Origin of the sequence: Rhodococcus erythropolis NBRC 15567, assembly GCF_001552595.1 — a bacterium.
In the GTDB taxonomy this organism is placed as follows: domain Bacteria; phylum Actinomycetota; class Actinomycetes; order Mycobacteriales; family Mycobacteriaceae; genus Rhodococcus_F; species Rhodococcus_F erythropolis.
Window position 1 is genome coordinate 1 of the sequence record NZ_BCRM01000047.1, and the last position, 17,007, is coordinate 17,007.

A 17,007-nucleotide genomic window follows, 5' to 3' on the forward strand; every position below is an offset into this window, starting at 1 on the left:
TCCGCTCCTCTAAATTCCCGAATTGACTTTGCCACCAAAGGATTTGATCGGAACTGAAAATTCGGTACCCAAGTACCAAACGAGGCTGGGGAGGGGCGGGGGTCGCTCGAAGCTACCCCGTCTCGCGTCTGCCGACTCATCGTCATCATACTTCCCATCCTACAGGACCCCGCCCCCAAACCGCAAAACAACACAGAACCACGAAACCGAGAAATCCTAACCACCACAACACAATTTGAACCTACACAAAACACCTCCATGCGTAACCACCGAAACCGATTACCCACCAATCGATCACCCAAAGTTACTTAAACACAACAACATTCAAAAACACCCAAAAATCGGCCCACATACGCCCCGCCGAGCACCCCGACACTCCCCCACCACCGAACCCGAGCACCCGCCGGCCCCATCAGCCGGCCCCAATTTGCCGGCGCCCCAACTCCACGAACACACCACCCCGGGACGTGCCATCTACGCAGGTCACAAGCCCGCAACAACTCAATTCCCCTACACGAACATGTGATCTCGCCCGTAGCTCGAACAACAAGAGATGAGGACGCACCCACGCGGAACTCCAATCCACTACGAGGAGCAGAAATGCACGAGCACGACGGCCAGACCCCAGACAACCACCGCCCCACCAGGGGCGAGCAGCTCCGCGCCCTCGCGCAACGGGTACCGAACACGATCAAGATCTTTCTCACCGCCTGCATCGTCGACTGCCTCGCCGACGCCACCACCGAACAGGTCTCACAGCTCCTCCTCACCCTCACCAATCAGCAATAGCCACACCCACACCCCCAACACACGAAAAAGCCCCCCACCGCACGGTGAGAGGCCATTTTCGGAGCACGCAACGAAGAGGACCGACCCGGTAGCTTCGGGCCGGTCCCCTTCCGACTACCGATCCACGCTCACGCGAACCGCAACAACGCGATAAGCGTCCGCGTCCTCCAGACGCGGAGCAATCGAATCAGAGTTGTCGGCGTTCCACTCACCCGCACGAGCAACCGACTTCCGGACTGCTCGGCGCGCAGCCTGATCGAAACCTTCCGGAGCGTCAACCGTCACGGTGAACGCCTCATCCGCGAACTCGAATCCGACAGCGGCCTGAACCTCCACGGCGTAGGTACTACGGAAACCGGGTGCGTTGATACGGACCGAGACGACGCGGTACGCGCCCTTGTCCTCCGAACGCGAAGTCGCCGCGTCCGGATGCAGCGATGGGGCAGTGCGGAACCGCTTCGCGAGGCGGCTTTCGAGTGGATCGTTTTCTATCGGAGTTCTCGAATATCGTTGTCCGCGAACGGGCTCGAACGAATCGTCCAGAAACAGTCCCCCCGCTCGGCTGGTATTCACCCGGCTGGATGAATCACTTGGGCCCGAGCGCTCGCTCGACATGATCGCGGAAAGTGGACCAGAAGCTGGTTTCAGTTGTCATCAGCAGTTTTATCCAAGCGAAACTCATGCAACTACCCGAGAGAGTGCATTACTGTCGGATCTGTGCTCGCTCGGCCGCGGCCTTCATCCGACGGAATCGATCGGCCGGAAGTTGGTCGCCGACCAACTGTCCCGCCGCCGCCGGATGCAGCAGTCGATCACTGCGGAAGATGTCGGAGTGATTGAGATCGGAGAGGTCACGCTGCCACAAGTGGATCTTCGACTCATGAGTGAATGCGCCCCTGACCGACGGGAGTGCGTTGTCCCCCGTCACCCACTGGTAGGGGGATTCCTTGATGATCTGGTACTCGATCGCTCTCGTTACACATGCGGCAATCCAGTCGGAGAACTGAATGTTCGAACTCAGGACACTGTCTATGTGCATTGGCGGCTCGATGATCCGCTTCATTTCCGGATATCCGCTCGCACGACCCAAGATGTGTTCGTACATTGCCGGCAGCCGAGCTGCGCGCGTCTTCTCGTTGATCTGATCGATCATGACCATCACGTTCGAGCCCTTGTAGTCGGCGTACCGGGCGATGCGGTTGAGCGCTTCGCGCATCGCAGCTGTTTCTCGGGCGTCCGTATCGAGGTCCGTCTGTTTCGGGGTTCCCAGAGGTTTTTCCGCGGCGTAGTAGAAGAGGGCGCCGTCGAGGCTGCGTACGCTGCGCACCAAAGTGTTGAACACTCGGATCTGCTGCCGGTACTTGTCAAAAGTGTCGGGCCGAAAGATACTCGCGCCCTTGCGTTCCCACCGTCCCGGGTGCTCTGCCTTCTCGATCTCGGTTTTGAAGATCTCCCGCTTTTTCAGCGTGAAGATTTGACCGAACTTTCGAGCATTGTCGGCGGGAAGGATCAGGCCGGCGTAGCCGAATGCGGGACTGGTGTTGAAGCGAGCGTGATCGCGCGCAACGAATGCCCCGGTCTCGCCGATCTCGTCAATGTACGCCAGCAGCATGGAACGATTATTGCCCTCCAGATACGCGGAAACCCACGCCTAGGCGTGGGTTCCGGAATTAGCGCTCAGAGAACTATTTCATCTCCAGCTACTGGCAATAGAATAGTTCGACGTCCGCGGTTTACGCAAGTGGAATGATCGAGTGTGGCGCCAGCAATAAGTCTCTCAACTTGTCCGTGTACCGGATCTGCTTCGACGCAACGCCATTCGGTTCGCGAGGGTGACCTGCAATTAAAGGTGTCGCAGGTCAGCCGCATACTGTGCTCATGCGGCCTGAACTCACCGATCTTCTGTCGATGTCACATCCTGTCGTAGTGGTCACGGGAGACTCCGGAACCGGCAAGTCATCGATCCTCGCCGACCATCAGATCGAACTCTCGCGTGGCTCAGCCATCGCACCTCCCCCGGTCACATGTGCGTTCGACAGCGGCGCCTTGCAGGTAGCCATCCTGGATGGCCTCGTCACAGCCCTGGTCACCTCGATGGCCGACCGGACAGCATGGCGCAATATCCAGAACCGGCTCGACACCGCAGGCAAGGAAATGGTGGCTGAAGTCGGTAAGAGCCTGGCCAAAGCCGTGACCCAGGAAGTCATGGCCCAAGTGAAAGCACGACTCGGCGAACACGCAGGCGAAGGACTCGCGGTGTTCTTCAAAGGCCTACGCCAAGATACGACCGACGATCTACGGCGAGATCTCCAGTCGCGAAGCGACACCAACGTCGTCAAACTCCTGGTACGCCTGTGCGACGAGGTCGCCACTGCTCTCAAACGCGACGTGATTCTGGCTATCGACGAATGCCAACGACTGACAGACGATGACCAACGGGCGTTGGCCAGCCTTTCCATCGTGCCCCCTAAACGCGCGCGATTCGTGGTCGCCTGGTCGTCTGCGGCGCACGAGGCCCGTGCCGGACTCACCAGACTCCGTGACACCGGGTGTGGGGAGCTTGTCGTCGGCGGGCTCAGGAGAGCAGATGTCGGTTCCATGCTCAGTCGAGCAGGCGTTGCGGGCGTTCACACCGAGCGTGTTCACTTCCTGAGCAGCGGATTTCCGATCATCGTCGAAGGTTTGATCGGTCAGCTCCGAAGCGGCGGCACATTGGATGAATACACGCCTCCTACGGCCTTCGTCCGTTCCTTGGAAGATGCACTGGCTCGACTCCCCAGCGATGCGCACATCGCTGCACGTCAGCTGTCGGTCTTCGAGTTGCCGCCCTCGGAATCGACGATCATTTCCTATCTTGATCTCAGTTCCACCCAATGGGGTGTGTTGCGGCAGTCTCTCGAGCGGGAGAACATCCTCAGCGTAGAACGCAATGGACAACTCTGGTTTCACGAAAGCCGCAGATCACATCTGTGGACCCGCATGCTCAGCGAGGGCGAGCGGTTCGAGATCGGTCAGCCTGCGTACTCGGCGCTTCTGACTCAATACCGCGATGACATGATCTCGTCTACCGGTTTGATGGTGCCGATCGCGCATACTGCTCGGTTTGCCCGCGAGAGCCAGAGCGCCAATCCGCAGCTCGCGCGGATCCTCGATCTGACGTCGGCGCAGCTGGCTGTTCTGGCATCGATAATCGAGCTTGAGATCACTCACCCCAGTGATGATAGTCGGTGGACACCGCCCGAGACGGCACTCATCTACGCGCACAACACCTTCGGCGCGGACCGAGGGGACGCGCTCGCCGCAATTCCGGTCCTGATCGAACAAGAATTCATCCAGCCTGTTGACCAAGCCGAACCGGTCAACGCTGATCCAGACGTCACCGTTACCGTCAGTGCCGACCCGACCGACGAATGTCACATCGTCCTGCACGGCCAGATCCAGGATGTTCTCGGGAAAACCGTCATCCCGCAGATCACCGGTCGCATCGTGCACGAGCATTTCGAGGCGCTCCGATTGGAATCGTCGCTCGTGCTGTCCGATCCCGGCGGGTCGGATGCAATCGAGCTCATTCGTAATGCGAAAAATCAGCCGCTCCACAGGTTCGATCTTCTACGCAGAACCGTTTGTCCGATGATGGCTGTGTGGGTCGACTACGGCGGGCATCCCATCAGCATGGCCGCGATTTTCAATCGAGACGCCGAACGGCAGAGAGCAAAAAAGGCCGCGATCTCCGTCGACGAAGTGTCCTACGGCCGCCGGGTGAAAACCGTTCACACCTTCGAGGATCAAACGACGACGATTCCGTCGATGCGACTGTTCAAAGCCGTGTACCTAGCCACTGGACGGCCTACGGAAGGCGATCCTGGGGGAACGGGAAACTGGCAGATGGTCAACGACGGACCTCCGCTCCCGATCAGTGAGTACGTCCAGCGCCAGATCACCCTCGCCGACATACTGCGGACCCGTGTCGACGATCTCGAACAAGAGGTCTATGCGTTGAGGGAACCGAGAGGTGCCGCCGTCGGACAAGCTCCGGACGATACCTACTTTTTCGTGGAACTACGTGGAAGCACCCGTGTCGTGGAAATGACTGCCGAGCACATCGCACTACTCCAGGATGACCTCCCCTTCAGATTCGCCCGACTCGAACATCACCTAACGCTCCGTCCCGGCGAGCGAACCCACCACATCACCGAGCGCATACAGCGCAGCGGTCTGATCGACGATCCAGCAGTCACGCTGTTGAACGACTTCTGGGAGACCGCCCGGGAGTTCAACGAACATCAACCCCGCCGCCGCATCAAAATGCAGAAGGGATCACTGACACAACTTGTGCGCGACGCTCACATACGGGACACGACGCTGGCTCGAACGCTGTCGGAGCAACTAACCATCGGCGGCGCACGAGGGCACAGACCGCAACACGCATTGCGAGTTGCTGTTCATCCAGGAAGCGCAAGCGTTCCACCCCTCGTCGTATACACACAGCCCATCGGTAGCCCCACCGATGTACAAGTTCGGTTTGCCCCCCGCTCATCCCAACCCAGGGATATGAAGGAGCTGCATTCCCAGATGTTCGGCGACGAGACCCAAGAACAGCTGTACGGCGACGACGCCCACTCAACCGTCGCCGGTCTACTCGGATACGACACCGACGAGATCGAACTGATTCAGTAGGGTCACGCAGTTGCGGTAGTTGGCGTTGAGGGCCGTTGTCCCTGGCGGACGAGATAGAGCTGCGAGGTCATGACGAGTCCTCTCTCATCGGTTTTGCACGTCGACGACGTTCGGAGTGTGCCTATGCGATGGGTGGCAGAGCAACCATCGGCCCGACCGAACGTCATGTGTGCGTCGTTCCGTTTCTTTTTGTCCACCTTTCTTCTCTTCTTGCCCACGTTGCAGGGAGCAGCGGTCACGGCACGGCCGTGCATCCGGAGAACCGGGCCTCTGTCGGGATCATCAACAGCGGCCGGTGACTTTTGTGAATCAGGTGCGCGGACACCGACTCCACTGCACGCCGACAAGAGGGGTGCCGAACTCGCGTTGCAGTGACGGGAAGGTCAAGGTGTCGATGCTGGCATCCAGCTGGCCCATGAACGCCCCGAAGCGCACTGTGATGACCGCGCCCCCAGACAGCCATCCGGCGTTGGGATACTCACGCACGGCGCGGGCTCTACCAGCCTCACTGCTCACCCTCCGCCCCATGTCGACCTTGGTGGCGATGCATCTACCCCCACCCATCTTGCACGAAAGTCGGTGACATTGGTCGTGGTGGAGCGGCCACGACAACGGAGCGCTTACTCGGAAAGGAAGGAGTGGTCCGTTGCCGGCGGGCACTTCTCGGGCGCCGACAGCCTGGTCACCACGTAGATATCGGTTGCCGATGTCTACGCCGAAAACAGATACGACGAATGGCGAACGAGGCCGGTCGCCGATATGGAAAAGCGGAGTTCCACACGAGTACGGCTCCCTCGTGTGTCACGGCGTCAGCGACTCAACACGAGAGTATCGAACAGAATGTACGCGGCGACGGCGAACACCAGGTACGCGAACCAGTGTTGAAGTTTTCCGGTGTCGACGCGGTTGCCGAACCGTCCGGCGACCAAGGAGGCAACGATCGCAGCGCCGGAGAAACCGATCGTGATGACCGGATCGATGGTGACGCCGCTACCGAGATGTGAGATCAGGCCGGCGGCGGAGTTCGCGACGATGATGAGAAGCGACGTTCCGATCGCGATCTGCATATCAATGCCCAGCATGAGCACCAGCGCGGGGATGATGAGGAATCCGCCGCCGACACCGAAGAGCCCCGTCAGAACGCCGACGGCGAATCCGGCGGGGATCGCGCGAGGTGCGCAGCGGCGCCAGTTGATGCCGGAATCCCCTACGCTGCAGGCGGTCCCGGTATCGCCGCGGTCGGCGAGCATACGAGCACCGGCGATGATCATGACGCCGGCGAACCCGATCATCACGGCGGCCTGCGGGAGCACTCGCCCAAGGGCACTACCGAGGAAGGTTGCGGGGATACCGGCAGCGGCGAACACGGCCGCCAGTCGCCACTGCACGAGGTGGGCGCGGACTTTGGGGATCGCGCCGACGGCAGAGGCGGCGCCGACCACGATCAGTGAGATCGGGATTGCTTGGTCGATGTCGAGGCCCAGGGCGAATACCAGGACCGGTACGGCGAGGATGGATCCGCCGCCGCCGAGGAGTCCGAGCAGGACACCGATGACTGCCCCGGCTGCGAGTGCGATTGCGAGAGTCATCGGCGTCCTTTTCGTCTACCGACGTTCGGCGGCATGCGGTTGTTGTTCGAGCTCGGTTCTACTGTGCGGTGAGCGAATCGAGAGCGGCCTGCAGCCTCTCCGTCGCCTCGTCGGCGACGGACTGCAGTGCTGGTTCGCCGGTCACCTGAACCATGAGGGCGGGGTTCATCGCATCGATGATGATGGTGTTCTCGGCGGAGGGATCGGCGCGCACGACGACGTTGCAGGGCAACAGCAATCCGATCTGCCGCATGACTCCGACGGCTCGATGCGCCAACGGCGGGTTGCAGGCGCCGAGGATGAGGTAATCCTCCATGTCCTCGTCGAGCTTGGCTTTGAGGGTCGCTTTCATGTCGATCTCGGTGAGTATCCCGAAACCTTGCTCGGACAATGCTGTGCGGGTGCGTTCGACGGCGTCGTCGAAGGTGGTGTTCAGGGTGGTCGTGAGTGCGAGTTGCATGATCTACGTCCTTATTTCGGGGGATCCGGGGTCTGGGATCGGTAAGCGGGTGCCGAGCCGCGGGATGCCGAGGCGTTGGAGTATCAGGCTCATCGGGCACCATCCCACTGCGCTGTAGAGCAGCAGATTCGCAGCGACGAACGTGGTGAGAATGAGCCACCAGGTGGAGAAAGCGAGTGTCAAGGCCACACTGAGCAGGACGACCATTCCGCCCAGTAGTGGAACGATCCGTTCGATGGTCCAGCCGTGATGCCGTGGGAGAGCTGCCATAACCGTCGGTGCCGTCCTTTCCGTTCGTTGTTCCGCGATACCCGCTGCGGGGTCAAGCGAGCGCGAGGAAGAGCTTTTCAAGTTCAGCCTCGGTCATCGGCTCCTTACCGTTCTCGGTATCGCCGGTCATGCATTCACGCAGCCCGGTAGCGACGATCTTGAAGCCGGCCCGGTCCAGGGCCCGCGAGACCGCAGCGAGTTGAGTGACGACGTCCTTGCAGTCTCGGCCCTGTTCGATCATCGAGATCACTCCGGCGAGTTGGCCGTGCGCGCGGCGGAGTCGGTTGAGTACCAATGCGATGCTGTCGTCGTCGCCGACCATGGGAGTTCCTTCCGAAGATGAATCAATAACCTCAAATATACCCCTATGGGTATATCCGGGTGGGTGGTTCGGCAGATCTGTGCGTCACAGCTGCCGAACCACGCCATCCGAACCTGTCAGTGCGAGAAACTGATGTTGGGCAATACCTTTCGCAACCAAGCCGGGGACCACCATGCGGCATGCCCGGTCAACCGCAGGAGCACCGGCAGCAGGATCAGCCGAATCAGTACCGCGTCGAGCAGTACAGCGACACCGAGAATGATGCCCATCTCCTTCGGCGGCAACGGCTCAGCGAGCGCGAAGGTGAAGAACACGGCCACCATCACCGCGGCAGCGGCGAGGATCACCCGCCCCGAATGAGCCAGGCCGTCGACGTGCGCGACCTTGGGATCACCTGAGCGCTCGTAATGCTCCTTCGCCGTGGCCAACAAGAAGACGGTGTAGTCCATGGCGATCGCGAAGATCATCGCGAAGAAGAACACCGGCCCCCACCCGTCGAGGAACCCCTGCGGGGTGAAACCGAGCAACGACGCGCCGTGCCCGTCCTGGAAGATCAACTTCGCGACCCCGAATGCGGCGGCGGTGGAGAGCAAGCTGACCACGGTACCGAGGATGGCGATCAACGGCGCCTGCAGCGCCACCAGGAGCAGCAGGAACCCGAGAACCAGGATGATGCCGACGATCAGCGGGAGGTAGTCGTTCAGCGCTTGCTGCAGGTCGAGGTTCTCCGCCGGTGCGCCGCCCACCAGAGCGCCCGAGGGAAGGTCCGCACGCAAGGTGTCGAGGATGGCTCCCATCTGTGCGTCGGACGGGTCGACGGTAGGCATGGCCTGCAACATCACAAAGTCGCTGCCATCGAGTGCGGACTGCGGCGGCGTCACCATGGCGATACCTTCGGTCGCGGCAGCAGCCTTCGCTGTCTGCGCGCCCTCCGCGGCGGGGGCGATGATCTGCAACATGCCCGGCGCCCCCTCACCCATCTGAGCTTGGACGAGTTCGTAGCCCTGGCGGACCGGGGCATCGGCGGGAACAACCGCGATGGAGGGCATCGCCACCTTGAGCCCGAGCACCGGGATCGACAGTGCGATCAGTACCAGGAGTGAACCGATGGCGAACGGCCACGGATGCTTGTGCAGCAGCTCGCCCCAGGCTGCGAACTTCGGTGAGCGGTGTTCCTGACGCTTGGCGTAGGGCAGGGATCCAGCATTGACCTTGGTGCCGAGTTTCCCGAGAACGGCAGGCAGCAGAGTCATCGAGGCGAGCAGGACGAAGAACACGGCGAGCATGATGCCGATAGCCATCGTCCGCACAGCCGGTGCTGGAACGAGAAGTACGGCGGACAAACTGACCAGCACCGTGATTCCGGACAGGACGACGGCTTTGCCCGCGGTGTCCATGGTTTCCGCGACCGCTGCCCGCGGCGACGATGCATGGCGTATCGCGTCGCGGAACCGGGAGACGATGAACAGGGCGTAGTCGATACCGAGGGCGAGGGCGAACATCATCGCGAAGTTCATCGCCCACACGGAAATCGGAGTGATCTGGTTGAGCAGGACGAGTCCGCCCGCAGAGGCGACGAGTCCGGCCAGGGTCAGCAGCAGTGGGAGTCCGGCGGCGACGAGAGACCCGAACGCGAGCACCATGATCGCGAGGGTGACCGGCCAGGAGAACAGTTCGGCCTGGATCATCGCATCGTGGTTGGCCTTGTTGAAATCACTCCACAGTGCCGATGCACCGGTGGGATAGACCTCGATGCCGTTCCCGGACAGGGCGGTCAACTCCCCCTTGAGATCGTCGACGGCCTTGACCATCTCGTCGGTGGACGCGTTCGCGCCGGCGATGAGAATTCCGGTGTGCCCGTCGGGGCTGATGGACATTCCCGGCTGCGGCGCGATGATCGCACCAAAGCGAGGGTCCCCGGCGAAGACATCGGTGACCTCGGTGAGGACGTGCTGCATGTCGGGGCTGTCGACGGTGCGGTCATCGGAATGGACGACAACCTGGACCGCGGCGGAAGAGTTGCCGCCGAAGTGTTCCTGCGCGAGTTCGCGGACCTGGACCGATTCGGATCCGTTGGCCTGCCAGCCGGCGCCGGCGAGGGAACTGAACACCGACGGTGCTGCGGCACCGAGTGCAATGAGCACGATCAGCCAGACGCCGAGCACCCATTGTGCGTTGCCGGCCATCGATGCGCCCATGCGGCCGAGTACGCCGCCGGACGCTTGTGAGATCGGCGAAACGCCGTCCCCGACCGTGGTGTTACTGGACATTGGTTGACTCCTGAAGATGTGAAGGGTTCGAGCGTGAGCGAGCGCCGGGTCATCCGGTGCGGCGGGTCAGCGTCCGAAGTGGGAGCGGAAGAAGCCAGGCGGAGCGGCTGCGGCAGGGGCGCAGGTGCAGCGCTGCGCTTTCGGGACGCCGGCCATGACGTGGTCGGCGTGCTGGCCGCATCCTGCCCAGGTGGTCTTGGAGCAGGAGGAACATGTCGTGGTGTAACACATGGTGGGAACTCCTCGTCAGGGGTGCGGTGCCCTGTTCTGGGCACGAAAGTTGTTGTCAATCAGTTGGACCCGGCAGCGCGTTCGGCCCAAGCCGTGTATCCGCCGACCAGGTCGCTGACGTTCTCGATGCCGTCGGCACGCAACAGTGATGCCGCGACGGACGAGCGCCAGCCGCCGGCGCAGTGAACGACGATCGGCTTGTTTCGTGGCAGGTCCGCGAGTTGGGAACGCAACTGGGCGAGGGGAATCGACTGTGCGCCGTCGATGACACCGAAGTCGTGCTCGCCGGGGTTACGGATGTCGATCAACGTGACAGCATCCATGTCCAGCAGCTCTTCGAGCTCGGACACCGTGGTGCGCAGCGCAGGGCGGACAAGGTCGGCGAGCGCGCCTGGGAAAGTGCCGTCGGCGTCGACGGTGAGGTACCCGATGGCATTGTCGGATCCGATGCGCGCCAAGCGCATTGCCGCATCCTGCTCCTCGCCTGGGTAGGTGATGAGCACGATGCGCTCCCCGATATCGGCGACCATGCCGCCGGTTTCGGCGAACCTGCCGTCGAATCCGACATTGACCGAGCCCCGCAGATGCCCGGCCGCGAAGTCGTCGGGGGTGCGGGCATCGAGAATGCGTGTTCCACTGTCCATTTCACTCCGGAGCTCTCCCGGCGAGAGTTCGGGAATACGCCGGTCTTGTTCGAGGAGTGCGCGATTCGACTTGTTCAGGGCGACATCGGTGGAGAAATACTCCGGCACCGCAGGCTGGCCGTCGGTGACCAGAGCGACGAACGCGTCTTCGCTCATCGGCTGCACCGACGGATTCGTGCGGCGTTGCTCGCCGATGGTGGAGGTCAGCTCGGTCGAGAGGTTCTTGCCGCAGGACGATCCCGCGCCGTGGGCCGGCATGACGGTCACTGCGTCGGGCAAGGTCAGCAGCGTCTCGTGGACGGTGCGGTACATCGCCCGAGCCAGGTCGGTGTTGGTGCCGTCGCCGAGATTGGCCAGGTCGGGGCGACCGACGTCGCCGATGAACAGAGAATCCCCGGTCAGCACAGCAGTGGGCTCGGCGTCTCGATTCTCGCGAACGAGCAGGCTGATCGACTCCCACGTGTGGCCGGGGGTGGAGAGAATTTCGATGTCCACCTCCCCCAGCGTCAGGTGCTCGCCGTGACGCAGTCGGCGAATCGGGTAATCGGTGTCCGCGGCATCGCCGAAACCGATCCACGCGCCGGTAGCCTCGACCAACTCGAGGTGACCGGAAACGAAGTCCGCATGAAAGTGCGTGTTGACGACACCCTCGATGGTCAGGCCTAATCGGGCTGCGTCCTCGAGGTATCCGGTGATGTCGCGGCGCGGGTCGATCACGATAGCGCGGCCGGTGCTCTCGTCGCCGATGAGGTACGACGCGTGCGAGAGGCACTCGATGTAGTACTGCTCGAGGATCATCGGACAACCTTCCCTGTTCTGTGGAGTGCGATGACTACAGGTTGCCATATACCCCCTAGGGTATGTCAAGTACCCCCGGGGGTATACCGGGTGCAGGCCGGGACACCGAGAAGGAGAGATCGGAACAACTGCCTGGAAAGCGGAAACGGGTCGGACGAGAGCATCAAGTTTCGATGCAATCCCACACCTCGTTTGGGTCACCGGATGGTTGGTCTGCGACGGCGCTACCCAAGCGAGCACATAGTTCATGAAACACCGCCAAACACCGGAGCTCTGGACGGAATTCCCGCCTCAGAGGTCCGGGCACCGCAAACAGCCCTCCCGGAATTGAGCGTGTCCATCAAATCGGGAACACTCCAGTCAGCCGCGGACTGAGGGAATCCGTTCTTCGATGTCACGTGCACCCTTCTCCAGATATCGACGGGCGCGCCCGGTCAGTGCTGTCTTTCGCCCCTCGGGGAGTTCGGTGTCGGCGAGAGTGAAGTAGTTCTCTTCTTCTTGCAGGAAGTGCAGGTGCAGCAACGCATGCAGCCCGTAGAGGCAGGCCCGCAAATCGTCGACCTGGCTGGGTTGGATGCCACCGGCCTCGTGAGCTAGTTGCAGGTGGTTGCCGATGCGGTCGGTCAGCCGGTGGATCTCGGCGTGGGTTCGACTCATCGTGGCCGTTGCCTCGGCGCTGCCCAGCGGCGTCGCCAACGCCGGGTACAGCTCGGTCTGTTCGGCGTCCTCGTGCGGCAATAGTCGTTCGGTGAGGAAGCTCTGGGCTCGGGTCAAGGCATCGATCGCAGGTTTGCGGACCCGGCGGCAACATTGTCGGCGGCATCACGCAGCAGCGTCAGTCCGTCGCGTAACTTGTCGTGCTCGCCGGAGAAGCGGCGCAGCATCGCGTCAGTGCCATCCGGCAGCTCGATCCCGGCGGCAGGGTTGCCTCGCAGCGCACGCAGGGCGTTGAGGATCACCGCGACGTCGATGCCTTCCTGCAGCAAAGCCCCCGCCGCGGGCGGCAGCAGTCCGACTGCGGCAACACCCATCGCCAGCAGGGACAGCACCATCCCCGCCACCGCGCTTTGGACCGCGATGCGCCGTGACCAACGTGCGATGTCCATCGCGTCGGCCAGCCTGTCCAAACGGTCGGTCGTCAACACGATGTCGGCGGCCTCGGAGGAGGCCGTTGCACCGCGGGCGCCCATCGCGACGCCGACCGTGGCCGCAGCCAGAGCGGGGGCATCATTGACGCCGTCGCCGACCATCACGGTCACGGCGCGTTCCCGTTCGGCCCGCACGGCAGCGACCTTGTCGGCGGGGCTCTGATTGGCGTACACCTCGTCCAAGCCCAGCACGGTGGCCACCCCAGATTCCCAAGACAGGAACGCGACAGCACACCCTTCCCAATCTGGTTACGGAACGGTTACAGAAGTGGGAGCGCATTCGGCGATCGAACGCCACATGCGCCGACGCTCACCCGTACGGCAGTTGCCGCGTCGTCTCCACGACAGGAGCCCGAGCTGCGCGTTAGCGCCTACTGCGAGTTCCGTCTTCCACGTGTCAATTCGCCGGACGCAGGTGGACGGCGTCGGCCGTCACCCATAGCCAGAGATCGAGACCCGTTCTTCCATCGCCGGTTTCGGCAGGAACTCGCACGCACCCGAGCTTGTGTACTGGCGGTCATTGACCGCAGTAGATGCGAACCGGCTCAGCTGAGTTACAAGAGAGCAGTGCGCAATCCGATCCCGCGCCAAACTCCTCTGTAACAGTGACGTGTTCAGAGGAGCAATCGTTCACCAGCCGGACATCTCCCAACCGCCCAGTCTGCCGCCTTCACCACTATTATCGAGTCTCGATATCGGAAAACGATATAAGGGTCAACAGAAGTGGATGTTGTGACGTCATCGCAAAGCGAGAAGCCGCCGTCGTCTGCACGTGCAGGTGATTCACCGACGTTGCAACGTCGGCTCGGGGTCACCGATTCGGTTATCATCGGGCTGGGCGCGATGATCGGCGCCGGAATCTTCGCAGCCCTCGGACCAGCAGCCGCAGCAGCTCGCGGTGGTTTGCTGATCGCATTGGCCACCGCAGCAGTGATCGCCTATTGCAATGCGATGTCCTCCGCACGGTTGGCTGCGCTGTATCCGGAATCCGGCGGCACCTACGTCTACGGCCGCGAACGCTTGGGTCCCTTCTGGGGATATCTAGCAGGATGGGGATTCGTCGTCGGCAAGACAGCCTCGTGCGCGGCCATGGCGTTGACCGTGGGCACATATGCGTGGCCAGGTCACGAGCATGCGGTTGCAGTCGCCGCAGTGCTGGTGATCACCGGTGTGAACTACGTGGGTGTGCAGAAGTCGGCGATGCTGGCTCGAATCATCGTGACCGTGGTTCTGGCGGTCCTCGCACTCGTGGTGATCGTGTCTCTGACCGGCGCTTCCACCGCACGCTCACCGTTCACGACAGATGATTCGGCGACCTTCATCGGAGTAATGCAGGCTGCTGGCCTGCTCTTCTTCGCGTTCGCCGGCTACGCACGGATCGCCACCCTCGGCGAGGAAGTTCGCGACCCGAAACGCACCATCCCGCGCGCCATCCCGATCGCCTTGACCATCACGCTAATCGTGTACGCGGTGGTGGCGATCGCGGTTCTGAGCGCACTAGGCACAGAAGGACTCGCTGCGGCGACCGATCCACTGGCACAGGCAGTGCGGGCGGCGGGATTCGGCCAGTTCGAGGTGATCGTGCGGGTCGGCGCTGTCATCGCAGCACTCGGCTCACTGCTCTCGCTGGTGCTGGGGGTCTCACGAACATCGTTCGCGATGGCGCGAGACGGGTATCTGCCACACGCTCTGGCCCAGGTTCATCCGCGGTTCGGAGTGCCCCACCGCGCCGAGTTGGTCGTCGGCGTGGTCGTCGCCGTCATCGCGGCCACCGTCGATGTCCGTGAGGTGATCGGGTTCTCCTCATTCGCAGTACTGGCGTACTACCTGATCGCGAATGCATCCGCGTGGACGTTGTCACCCCACGCTCGCACTCGTGTGGTGCCGACACTCGGAGGAATCGGGTGCATAGTGCTGGCAGCATTCTTGCCAGCCGCATCAGTCGCCGCTGGCATCGGTGTACTCGCAATCGGCGCGCTCTTCTACGCGGCACGTCAGAGGACCACGAAACCTGTTCGGTGAGATCAGTTCTCAGCCCAGGATGGGCCGAGCACTTCACGTGCCAGTTCCGCCAAGGACGCACGGTCCTCGGCCAGAGCTGCCTCTCCGGCTTGCGTGGCGCGGTACACCCTGCGATTGCGTCCTTCGGAGACAATCGATTCCGATTCGAGAAGCCCGTCGACTTCAAGACGGTGCAGCGTCGGATACAAGGTGCCCGGGCTGATCTTGTAACCGTGATGAGCGAGTTCTTCCGACATCCACGCCCCGTAAATCGGTTCCTGCGCAGCGTGATGAAGAATGTGAAGCCGCACAGCGGCCCGCTGGAATTCTTTCATCACCTCACCGACTGTCGGATATCGATATCGGATCTCGATGTTACCCGTGGGGGAAACGTCGAGATTTGAAATCGACGTCGTCCACTCCAGCGAACCACTGGCAGTGCGTTTCCGAATTACTTTGTGATGTGGTCAATGGTCAATCACGAACTCTGTCTACAACCGAGCCATTGCCCGTCCGTCAATCTCACCCATGCATGTAGCTCACCATCCATGACGCCTTCCAGACGTAGAGCGCCTGCAAGGACTCTCAAAGGGAGGCGATCTGGGCGTTGCGCGTTCTTCGCAAGGGGCAGTGCCCGGTTCATCTCGATCTGCACTGATTGAGGAGCGGGCAGTCGACGCAGTGTCGGTGTTAGCGGCCATCGTTCGCGCCAGGAGTCGAAGTTCGGTGCCGTCATGTCACAGCGCTTCAGAGATGAGTTGCGGGGTGGCATTCACAGTCCGCCACTGCGTGCGGTCTGCATGGCCGGTTTGGGCCCCCAGTTCCATCCTGCCGATCCGGGGACGGAATCCTCGGCCACTCACTTCGACCTCGACCTCGATGCTTGTCACTCGTCCACGACCTGCGGTTAGCCCTCCGTACTTCGAGATGCGCGATTCGATTCGCACGTCGGGGCCGTCCCAATGGCCGTCTGTGACGATCAAGACGGATCCTTTCGAACGTGCGCGAGCCGTCACGCCCCTGCCACGGGTGGGCGCCACTGCAGTTCCGCCCAGCCCGAGGATCACTAAATCCATCCCATCGAGCACGATCGCTGCCACTTCTCTGGGGCTACGACACTGTTTCACCATACTCAGTGGGAACTTTGCGCAGCTCAGCACCATTCTCCGTGAAAATAGCAAAGCGCAACAGGTGTCGCATTAGAATCTCGAATGCTCCTGCGACGTGGTGCCATCCGCTGATGCCGCCTCGGCTCTGCTTCCCCGCAGACTCTTAAAGCAACAGGATCCGCCCCGCGCGCAGAGCCCATCCACGCTCCCTTGCAGATGCACCGAACTGCAGGTTCCACTCCTCCCGCTGCGCCGTCCGTCCGTGCATGGCGGGTCGGCGAGCGGGCTGAAGCGCGAGCGCACACGCCGGGCCCGTCGATCCGCTTGTTCCAGTGTCACATCGACATGTTCATCGGCGGCATCATGCCCATGTGATGTAGGCACATCATCATCATGTGCAACATGTCCATCGGGTTCATTCCCATTGATCTCACCTCCTCGGGTGATCGAGATCCGGCGCAGACGGGCCGAAGGTAGTGGGCGCACGTCAGCGACTGCGTGTGGTGTCGCCCCGGCCGGTCAGTTGACGTAGTCCAGACGTGTCATCATCCCGGATTCTTGGTGATATCCGTTGTGGCAGTGCAACATCCAACTTCCCGGGTTATCCGCCACGAGATCGACGGCGACTGATTCCATCGGCTTGACGATGGCAGTGTCCTTCCGTGGCCCGGACGTTCCGTCGGCGTTGACGACCTGGAA

16 protein-coding genes and 1 pseudogene are annotated in these 17,007 nt (G+C 61.9%); 3 read left to right on the plus strand and 14 right to left on the minus strand.

Translation table 11 applies throughout. The annotated features are described in order from the left end of the window. Nucleotides 1-600: 600 nt before the first annotated feature. Nucleotides 601-789, plus strand: coding sequence for a hypothetical protein (locus RE4_RS30065; RefSeq protein WP_024487939.1), 189 nt, complete (start codon nt 601-603; stop codon nt 787-789). Nucleotides 790-903: 114 nt separating this feature from the next. On the opposite strand, the gene RE4_RS30070 is transcribed toward RE4_RS30065, so the two are convergent. Both RE4_RS30070 and RE4_RS30075 read right to left on the minus strand, forming a co-directional pair. After that, nucleotides 904-1,362, minus strand: coding sequence for a hypothetical protein (locus RE4_RS30070; RefSeq protein ID WP_024487938.1), 459 nt, complete (start codon nt 1,360-1,362; stop codon nt 904-906). A gap of 130 nt (nt 1,363-1,492) precedes the next feature. Beyond that, nucleotides 1,493-2,401: a DUF3800 domain-containing protein gene (locus RE4_RS30075; protein ID WP_024487937.1), complete on the minus strand. Its 909-nt coding sequence runs from the start codon at nt 2,399-2,401 to the stop codon at nt 1,493-1,495. A 266-nt stretch (nt 2,402-2,667) separates the two neighbouring features. On the opposite strand from RE4_RS30075, the gene RE4_RS30080 reads away from it, so the two are divergent. Further along, the gene (locus RE4_RS30080; protein WP_024487936.1) at nt 2,668-5,466 is read left to right on the plus strand and encodes an AAA family ATPase; all 2,799 of its coding nucleotides are present in this window, start codon (nt 2,668-2,670) and stop codon (nt 5,464-5,466) included. A gap of 309 nt (nt 5,467-5,775) precedes the next feature. Here RE4_RS30080 and RE4_RS30085 read toward each other — a convergent pair whose 3' ends face one another. The 9 genes and pseudogenes from RE4_RS30085 to RE4_RS30120 form a co-directional block, all read right to left on the minus strand. Continuing rightward, complete coding sequence (locus tag RE4_RS30085; RefSeq protein ID WP_201799180.1) at nt 5,776-5,952, minus strand: hypothetical protein; 177 nt, start codon at nt 5,950-5,952, stop codon at nt 5,776-5,778. Between the two features lie 323 nt (nt 5,953-6,275). Beyond that, on the minus strand, nt 6,276-7,055 hold the full coding sequence (locus tag RE4_RS30090; protein WP_024487934.1) for a sulfite exporter TauE/SafE family protein: 780 nt from the start codon (nt 7,053-7,055) through the stop codon (nt 6,276-6,278). 58 nt (nt 7,056-7,113) lie between these two features. After that, complete coding sequence (locus RE4_RS30095) at nt 7,114-7,515, minus strand: DUF302 domain-containing protein (protein ID WP_024487933.1); 402 nt, start codon at nt 7,513-7,515, stop codon at nt 7,114-7,116. Nucleotides 7,516-7,518: 3 nt separating this feature from the next. Next, nucleotides 7,519-7,785 (minus strand): YgaP family membrane protein, encoded by a 267-nt coding sequence (locus RE4_RS30100; RefSeq protein ID WP_024487932.1) that lies wholly within the window; start codon nt 7,783-7,785, stop codon nt 7,519-7,521. 52 nt (nt 7,786-7,837) lie between these two features. After that, nucleotides 7,838-8,107, minus strand: coding sequence for a metal-sensitive transcriptional regulator (locus RE4_RS30105; protein WP_024487931.1), 270 nt, complete (start codon nt 8,105-8,107; stop codon nt 7,838-7,840). A gap of 116 nt (nt 8,108-8,223) precedes the next feature. Then, a complete protein-coding gene (locus tag RE4_RS30110; RefSeq protein ID WP_024487930.1) occupies nt 8,224-10,377 on the minus strand; it encodes an MMPL family transporter in 2,154 nt (717 codons plus the stop codon). Between the two features lie 66 nt (nt 10,378-10,443). After that, entirely contained in the window at nt 10,444-10,608 is a 165-nt protein-coding gene (locus RE4_RS31970; RefSeq protein WP_495677206.1) for a DUF8730 family Cys-rich protein, read from the minus strand. A gap of 59 nt (nt 10,609-10,667) precedes the next feature. Then, complete coding sequence (locus tag RE4_RS30115; protein WP_024487929.1) at nt 10,668-12,050, minus strand: MBL fold metallo-hydrolase; 1,383 nt, start codon at nt 12,048-12,050, stop codon at nt 10,668-10,670. Nucleotides 12,051-12,512: 462 nt separating this feature from the next. After that, nucleotides 12,513-13,399: pseudogene (locus RE4_RS30120) on the minus strand (HAD-IC family P-type ATPase); the annotation flags it as partial. Between the two features lie 642 nt (nt 13,400-14,041). Between RE4_RS30120 and RE4_RS30125 the strand changes: the two are divergent. Further along, nucleotides 14,042-15,220 (plus strand): APC family permease, encoded by a 1,179-nt coding sequence (locus RE4_RS30125; RefSeq protein ID WP_081098462.1) that lies wholly within the window; start codon nt 14,042-14,044, stop codon nt 15,218-15,220. 2 nt (nt 15,221-15,222) lie between these two features. On the opposite strand, the gene RE4_RS30130 is transcribed toward RE4_RS30125, so the two are convergent. The 3 genes from RE4_RS30130 to RE4_RS30140 all read right to left on the minus strand — a co-directional run. Continuing rightward, entirely contained in the window at nt 15,223-15,534 is a 312-nt protein-coding gene (locus RE4_RS30130) for an Rv3488 family transcriptional regulator (protein ID WP_024488189.1), read from the minus strand. Nucleotides 15,535-15,936: 402 nt separating this feature from the next. Then, the gene (gene imuA' / locus RE4_RS30135; RefSeq protein ID WP_024488190.1) at nt 15,937-16,299 is read right to left on the minus strand and encodes a DnaE2-dependent mutagenesis accessory factor ImuA'; all 363 of its coding nucleotides are present in this window, start codon (nt 16,297-16,299) and stop codon (nt 15,937-15,939) included. 528 nt (nt 16,300-16,827) lie between these two features. Further along, the coding region (locus RE4_RS30140; RefSeq protein WP_155717003.1) for a multicopper oxidase domain-containing protein at nt 16,828-17,007 on the minus strand (180 nt) is incomplete at its 5' end.

Coding starts and splice junctions, on each gene's coding strand:
- RE4_RS30065 (WP_024487939.1), top strand. CDS start 601: ATGCACGAGCACGACGGCCAGACCCCAGACAACCACCGCCCCACCAGG.
- RE4_RS30075 (WP_024487937.1), bottom strand. CDS start 2,401: ATGCTGCTGGCGTACATTGACGAGATCGGCGAGACCGGGGCATTCGTT.
- RE4_RS30080 (WP_024487936.1), top strand. CDS start 2,668: ATGCGGCCTGAACTCACCGATCTTCTGTCGATGTCACATCCTGTCGTA.
- RE4_RS30090 (WP_024487934.1), bottom strand. CDS start 7,055: ATGACTCTCGCAATCGCACTCGCAGCCGGGGCAGTCATCGGTGTCCTG.
- RE4_RS30095 (WP_024487933.1), bottom strand. CDS start 7,515: ATGCAACTCGCACTCACGACCACCCTGAACACCACCTTCGACGACGCC.
- RE4_RS30100 (WP_024487932.1), bottom strand. CDS start 7,785: ATGGCAGCTCTCCCACGGCATCACGGCTGGACCATCGAACGGATCGTT.
- RE4_RS30105 (WP_024487931.1), bottom strand. CDS start 8,107: ATGGTCGGCGACGACGACAGCATCGCATTGGTACTCAACCGACTCCGC.
- RE4_RS30110 (WP_024487930.1), bottom strand. CDS start 10,377: ATGTCCAGTAACACCACGGTCGGGGACGGCGTTTCGCCGATCTCACAA.
- RE4_RS31970 (WP_495677206.1), bottom strand. CDS start 10,608: ATGTGTTACACCACGACATGTTCCTCCTGCTCCAAGACCACCTGGGCA.
- RE4_RS30115 (WP_024487929.1), bottom strand. CDS start 12,050: ATGATCCTCGAGCAGTACTACATCGAGTGCCTCTCGCACGCGTCGTAC.
- RE4_RS30125 (WP_081098462.1), top strand. CDS start 14,042: ATGATCGGCGCCGGAATCTTCGCAGCCCTCGGACCAGCAGCCGCAGCA.
- RE4_RS30130 (WP_024488189.1), bottom strand. CDS start 15,534: ATGAAAGAATTCCAGCGGGCCGCTGTGCGGCTTCACATTCTTCATCAC.